The organism is Candidatus Izemoplasma sp. (assembly GCF_982632705.1).
In genome coordinates this window covers 1-6798 of record NZ_CEXEES010000074.1, presented here as the reverse complement: position 1 = coordinate 6798, position 6798 = coordinate 1, and the positions used below count along the sequence as shown (strand labels likewise).

6 protein-coding genes are annotated in these 6798 nt (G+C 31.4%); all 6 read right to left on the bottom strand.

Features of this window, described 5'->3' with window-relative positions:
* A partial coding sequence (locus AC2LE6_RS08140) for an aldehyde dehydrogenase (RefSeq protein WP_484478760.1) occupies nucleotides 1-1188 on the bottom strand: 1188 nt, incomplete at its 3' end.
* Nucleotides 1185-1889, bottom strand: coding sequence for a hypothetical protein (locus tag AC2LE6_RS08135; protein ID WP_484478759.1), 705 nt, complete (start codon nucleotides 1887-1889; stop codon nucleotides 1185-1187). The genes AC2LE6_RS08135 and AC2LE6_RS08140, both read right to left, overlap by 4 nt.
* 33 nt (nucleotides 1890-1922) lie before the next feature.
* A complete protein-coding gene (gene tpiA / locus AC2LE6_RS08130) occupies nucleotides 1923-2741 on the bottom strand; it encodes a triose-phosphate isomerase (RefSeq protein ID WP_484478758.1) in 819 nt (272 codons plus the stop codon).
* A 13-nt stretch (nucleotides 2742-2754) separates the two neighbouring features.
* Nucleotides 2755-3777, bottom strand: coding sequence for a LacI family DNA-binding transcriptional regulator (locus tag AC2LE6_RS08125; RefSeq protein ID WP_484478757.1), 1023 nt, complete (start codon nucleotides 3775-3777; stop codon nucleotides 2755-2757).
* 298 nt (nucleotides 3778-4075) lie between these two features.
* On the bottom strand, nucleotides 4076-5305 hold the full coding sequence (locus AC2LE6_RS08120) for a M48 family metallopeptidase (RefSeq protein WP_484478756.1): 1230 nt from the start codon (nucleotides 5303-5305) through the stop codon (nucleotides 4076-4078).
* Nucleotides 5306-5355: 50 nt separating this feature from the next.
* Nucleotides 5356-6456 carry a hypothetical protein gene (locus tag AC2LE6_RS08115; protein WP_484478755.1) on the bottom strand — a complete coding sequence of 367 codons (1101 nt, stop codon included), beginning with the start codon at nucleotides 6454-6456 and terminating at the stop codon, nucleotides 5356-5358.
* Between the last annotated feature and the right edge of the window lie 342 nt (nucleotides 6457-6798).

Here is a 6798-nt window from a genome sequence, read left to right as displayed (position 1 = left end):
TTCAGCAATTACTGCTTTTTCTATTGCTTCATCTACTGAGTATACACGTACCATTCCAAATACAGGCATTAACATTTCAATGTTGATAAATGGATGTGAAGCATCTACTTCTGCGATGATTAGTTTTACATCTGAATGTACTGGTATTCCACAGGCTTTTAATATAACTGAAGGTAATTTCCCAACGTAGTTTCTATTAACAACTGTTTCACCTTTTTTATTTGTAGTGAATACTTCTTTTGTAACGATATCTATTTCATGACGTTTTAATTCATAAGCACCATTTCGTACCATCTCAGATACCAATTCGTTAAATACACTGTTTACAACAAATGCTTCTTTTTCAGCGATACATAGTACATTGTTATCAAATCCAGATCCTTTGACAATATCACTACCTGCTTTCGCTATATTAGCTGTTTCATCTACGATTACAGGAGGATTCCCTGGTCCAGCAGCGATACATTTTTTACCAGACTTCATTGCAATTTCAACAACTGCTTCACCGCCCGTTACTGCTAACATTCTAATATCTTTATGAGTCATAATAACTTTTGAAGTGTCCATTGTTGGAGTAATTGGTGCTGTAAGTAATTCTTTAGGTCCACCAGCTTCGCTGATTGCCTTGTTCAGAATTGATATAGTTTCTAAGCACACTTTTTTAGCGTGTGGATGTGGGTTGTATACAACTCCATTTCCAGCAGCTACCATTGAAATACTATTATTGATTACTGTTGAAGATGGGTTTGTTGATGGTGTTATTGATCCAATAACTCCAAAGGGAGCTAATTCGATTAATGTCATTCCATCATCACCTGTGAACGCTTTTGATTCAAGGTCTTCTGTCCCTGGTGTTTTTTCAGCAGCTAAAACGTTCTTAATGATTTTATCTGCAACTCTACCAAATCCAGTTTCTTCATGGGCCATAATCGCTAATTTCTCAGCGTTATCTAAACTTGCTTGACGCATTGCTGCGATAATTTTTTTACGTTTTGCCATACTAAGTTCCATCAGTTGTTTTTGTGATTCTTTAGCGGCACTGATCGCGTCTTCTACACGTTCAAAGCATCCTAGTCTAGAATCGTTTGAGTAACTAGTTTGTCTAGTTTCTCCTGTGTTCTTGATTCCTTTTCCGTATTGTTCTTCCATTTCTTTTTTGACTCTATCAATCATATCTTGAGTACTCATTTGTTGTCCTCCTTAACATATTTAACTTCTATTCTTAACTCACGTAGTTTATCTTTTGCGAGTGGAGTAATTAATTGTTTGTGATTTAAAACAATGGTTCTTGATCCGTTTCTGAATAAATCTTTTACGTAATCTTCTGTGATTAGATCATTTGTTTTTATGCTTGTATTGGTTATTGATTTTTTAGTATTTTGAATATTAACTACATCAATTCCCATTTGTTTCATATCATTCACTGTTTTAGATATTTTGCTATACATTTCAGTATTTGTGTTTAATATCATTTTTACATTCTTATTTGCCATCAAACTACCAAGGATAACGTGATTTACTTCTTCACTGTCGTCTACTTGTACAAGTGATTTCATTTGCGATACTTTTAATCCTATGATAAATACGATTTCCGCGTTTTCAGCTGCAGTTATAAAATCACTACACTTAAGATCTATATCGACAAAGTGTATCGGATTGTCACTTCCGTATTGAACATTTGGTAGTGACTTGTCTTTTCCAACATACATATTGTATTTCGGATACTCCTTATTTATATAAGAGTAATAATCTCTCATTCCAAATCCAATATTAGGTACAAGGATTAGACATGATTTATCATGTGTTATGTTATTCGATTTCACTTCAAGTTTTGTTAAGATGTTTGATGTAATAGATTGTACTAATCTATCAAAATTCTTAAGTTCCATATGTCACAACCCTTCTGTAGATTTGTGTTTACTTTATTTTCCGTTTAGTATGTTGTTTATCTCTATAAATGATTTTGCTTCTAAACTAGCTCCACCAATCAAGAATCCTGAAACACTTTGTGCCAGTGCTAATTGTTTTACATTACTTGGTTTCACGCTTCCACCGTATAACAATGGAACGTCTTTACCTATCTGTTCACCATATCTCTTAACAAGGAAGTCTCTTAAGAAAATATGTAGTTCTTCTACTTGATCAGGACTTGCCGTTTCTCCAGTCCCTATTGCCCATATTGGTTCGTAGGCAATGATTACTTTGTTAATGTCTTTTTCTTCTATTCTAGCTAGTCCTTCAACTATTTGTGTTACTAAAAATTGTTTATAGTCTTCATGTTTTCTTTGTTCTAGGTTTTCACCTATACAGAGAATTGGTGTTATATTGTTTTGAAGTAGTATTCTGATTTTCTTAGATGTGAATTCATTACATTCTCCAAAAGTACTTCTTCGTTCACTATGTCCAACAATTACGTATTTACAACCGAAATCTTTTGCCATGTCGACAGATACTTCGCCTGTGAATGCTCCGTTTTCTTTTGGGAATACGTTTTGTGCTCCATACAATACACTACTATATCTAAGTTCTTGTTCAAATAAATATAGATAAGGACTTGGAGGAGTTATTATTACTGTGTTTTTACTCCCAAAGTCATGATCCTTTATTTCAGATAAGAACTGTTTTACTTCATCTTTTGTTTTTTGCATTTTCCAGTTACCAGCTACAATGAATTGTTCTGTTTTTAAAACAGTATCTACAATTTCTTTTCTGATTACTTCTTCAATGTCTAATTTGTTCATACGTTACAACTCCTTATTTCTGTACAAGTTTTTCAGATCCTCTTAAAATTAATCTTGTTTCTAATAGGATTTCATTTATTCTAGTTGGTTTCTCTGTATTGTTTATAAGTTCAAACAGCATCTCAGTTGCTACTTTACCCATTGTTTCAGTTGGTCTAGATACTGTTGAGATATTCATATTCATGATTTCAAACATATCAACATCATCAAAGCTGATGAATGAGATATCTTCAGGTATTGATAACCCTTCTTCCATTAATGCTTTTACAGCACCTTTTGCCATCATGTTGTTTGCGGCAAATAACGCGGTAGGTCTTTGTTTCAGTTTTATGATTTCTTTTGTAATATCGTATCCACTTTGCAGTGAAAAGTCTCCGTGGAATATTAAATCATCATTTACTTTTATGTTGTTGCTTTTTAATGCATTCTCATACCCGAAAAACCTCTCACGTCCTGGTATAGAAGACATTGGTCCTGATATTATTGCAATATCCTTATGTCCTTCATTAACAAGGGCACTTACTGCTTCAAACGCTCCAGATACATTGTTTACGAATACTGAATTAAAGTGTGATAAGTTAATCCCTCTATCTAGCAATACGATAGGTACACCAAGTGCTTCTAATTGGTATAAGTACTTTGCGTTGTATTCAACTTGATCGGTTTTTGGTGTAATGATTAAACCTTTTATATTGTTTGTCTTAAACATCTCTAGATATTTAAGTTCTTTTTCTATTTTTTCTTCTGTATTACAAACTAGTAAGTTTGCTGAATGCTGATCGGCGATTTCTGAGATTCCCTTGATTACTTCTCCAAAGAATGGATTTGAGATATCTGGTATTACGACACCAATGATGTTTGTATTTGTTGACTGCATTGATTCACCAAGAACATTATCTTTTCTTGCTAATTCTCCATATACTTTCATAACCAAATCTCTAGTTTCTTTTTTAACGTAACCACTGTCATTTATAACTCTAGAAACAGTAGCAACAGATACTCCAGCTTTGATTGCAATGTCTTTATTTTTTACCATGTGTAATACCCCCTTGTAATTTGAGAAATATTCTTTCATATATTACATATACGTTATTTGCTTATATTATAGGGCTAAAATCAATGTAAGTCAATAATTTTATGAAACTTGTTTTTCTATTTGTGTAATATTCTTACATAAACATAATTACTTGTTACACTAACTATTTACGTTAAAGACTTTAATGGAGTCCTCGAACATAAATCATCGAAATGTATTCGCTTACATGAAAGTTAATATAAATATTTTTCAAATAAAAAAGCATACAGGTTAATACTGTATGCTTAAATACTTATTATTAAATTTTATTGATTGCTCTAATTCTATCCGCAGTTGGTGGATGAGAATATCTTAACTTCACATATAAAGGATGTGGAGTTAAGTTACTAAAGTTTTCTCTCGAAAGAACTGTTAATGCACTTATCATTGGTTCTTTCTTATATTTAGTTGCTGCGTATTCATCTGCTTGGTATTCATGTTTTCTACTGAAACTTGCTGATATCAAATCAATAATTAATGATACTGGTGATAAGAACACTACAAATAATATCAGTGCGAATCCAAATAATTGTGATTCAACTCCAAATGTTCTCATAATTCTATTCTCTAACAGTACAACATACAGAACTCCAAAATATAGTAATAGGTTTATTGACATAGCGAATAAGTTAAATATGATATGTTTGTGTTTACTATGTCCGATTTCATGTGCTAATACCGCAACAATCTCTTCATTAGACATCTTTTCTATCAATGTATCATATAATACTATTTGCTTGTATTTACCAAGCCCTGCGAAGAATGCGTTTAGTTTTGTTGAACGTTTTGAAGCATCTATTTTTGATATCTTAGTTACTTCATATCCAACACCTTCAGCAAACTCAAAGATCATATCTTTTAGTTCCCCATCTTCAAGCGGTGTTAATTTATTAAAGATTGGTACTATTACAGGAACGTAAATAATATTCACAATAATAAAGAATACTGTAGCTGCTATCCAGCTATACACGATAAACATATTTCCAAATCCATCATAAATAGCGAATAACCCTATAACTATCCCACCACCAATTAAGGCAGTCATTATAAGATTTTTAACGATATCTAGGTAAAAAGTTTTCTTTGTTGTTTTATTGAATCCATACTTCTCTTCAATAGTAAAAGTTTTATAATAACTAAATGGAATATTAATTAAAGTTGTTAATCCAATATATAATCCTAAAAATACTATTAATTGAGTTATGTCATTCCCTACATTTTTGGCTATTGAATCAAACAGCTCAAATCCACCTAATGCTAGTAATAATACAAGGACCAATGTACTAACTGTCTTTGCAATCATCCCAAAGCGATGATTGTCCATTGTATACTTTATCCATTCTTGATATTTCTCATTATCATACACATCTTTTACTTCTTTAGGAATTTCTGCATTTCTGTTTTTATAATTTAGATTAGCCAACCATAAATCAAACAAGAAAAACACAATAATAATTCCGTATACTACAAACCTAATTGTTGTTTCCATATTATCCTCAACCTTTCTTATACTTATATACTAGAATATTTCAAATGATACTATCTAACCTTCTTAACACTTAAATCAAAATAATCTATATGTTGATTGACAAAGTCCCTAATAGAATTCCACTCGTCTAAAAAGTATTCTATTCCAGCATCGTCAAGTACTTTATATGGTTCATCTATAAAGCCTTCAAACATATCCTCATAATCATAAAGTGGAGTATGGTTAATAGATTCTAAAAAACTAGTAAGATCATCTTTATCTACTTCTTTTGATGCAATCATATCTGAGTGTTGTACAATCATTCCATCAAACTCAAATCCTGTAATTATTGTACTTAATTCTCCGTTTAAATATGCTGCATTTAAATTCTTGTAATACTCATCCCATAATGGAGAAGCATATATAGATACTTTTCTCTGTACTGTATCTCCTTTGAAATAACCGACTACAGGTACAAATTTATCATAAAACACCATTCTATCATAACTATAATCACCTTCACTCATCACTCTTTTTGAGTACATAATATTTTCATCTGGATCATAATAATCATATGCGTGATCCGAAATACCTGAGTACTCTGAAGAATACAAGTATATCTGTTCATTTGTTTGTAAATCGTTCTTCGAGTATCTAAATGTCATATCTTTTGAATAGTTATAAGAAAGATTCACCATACCATTACCTGATACTCCTCCATCCATGTACCCTTCTGAAAATGATAGTTTTGATTCAGTGAAATCATAAATTGTCCTTATATCTACTTGATAATACCCTTTATATGATTCAGATGTTGAGTATAAATAACGCATTTCTTCAAACTCCAAACCATCTTCATACTTCAATTTAAGAACGTATGTCCCTCTATCTTGATCACTTGTAGATGTATACGTATAGTATATTGATGTCTCATTAACTAATAACTCTGATTCAAAATCATCTCTATTCGAAAAATCATTCTCGAACTCATTATTAATTATTCTCCACACCAGATTTCTAACTTGTAGAACATATCTTTGATGTCCATCATTCATATCATCCAAGCACTCTACTTCTATTGTATTATCCTCACAGTCGTCACGATTTGGCAATAACATCTCATCATAATCATCTTGAATATCATCCACCATGTTCATAATTGCAGTATACATCTCATCTTTGTCTTCAATACAATCTTCAATACATCCTTCAAACTCAAGATTCGTAACTTCAATAAAAGAATCCTTTACATCTACTTTACTAAAACATCCACTTAATAAAGCAACTAATACTACGTTTAAAACTAATATTCCTTTTTCATAATTCCCCCTAAAACTTAAATTCTTATGTCTATTATATCATATATATATTATTCATATAACTAAAAAATGCTAGCAATTGCTAGCATTTTTTAGTTATTAATCGTTTCTATTATTTTGATTTTATGAATGATTAGTTCCCCTGTCATATTCCCAAAGAACATAACATATTGTCCATAGTCATTATTTGTTGCA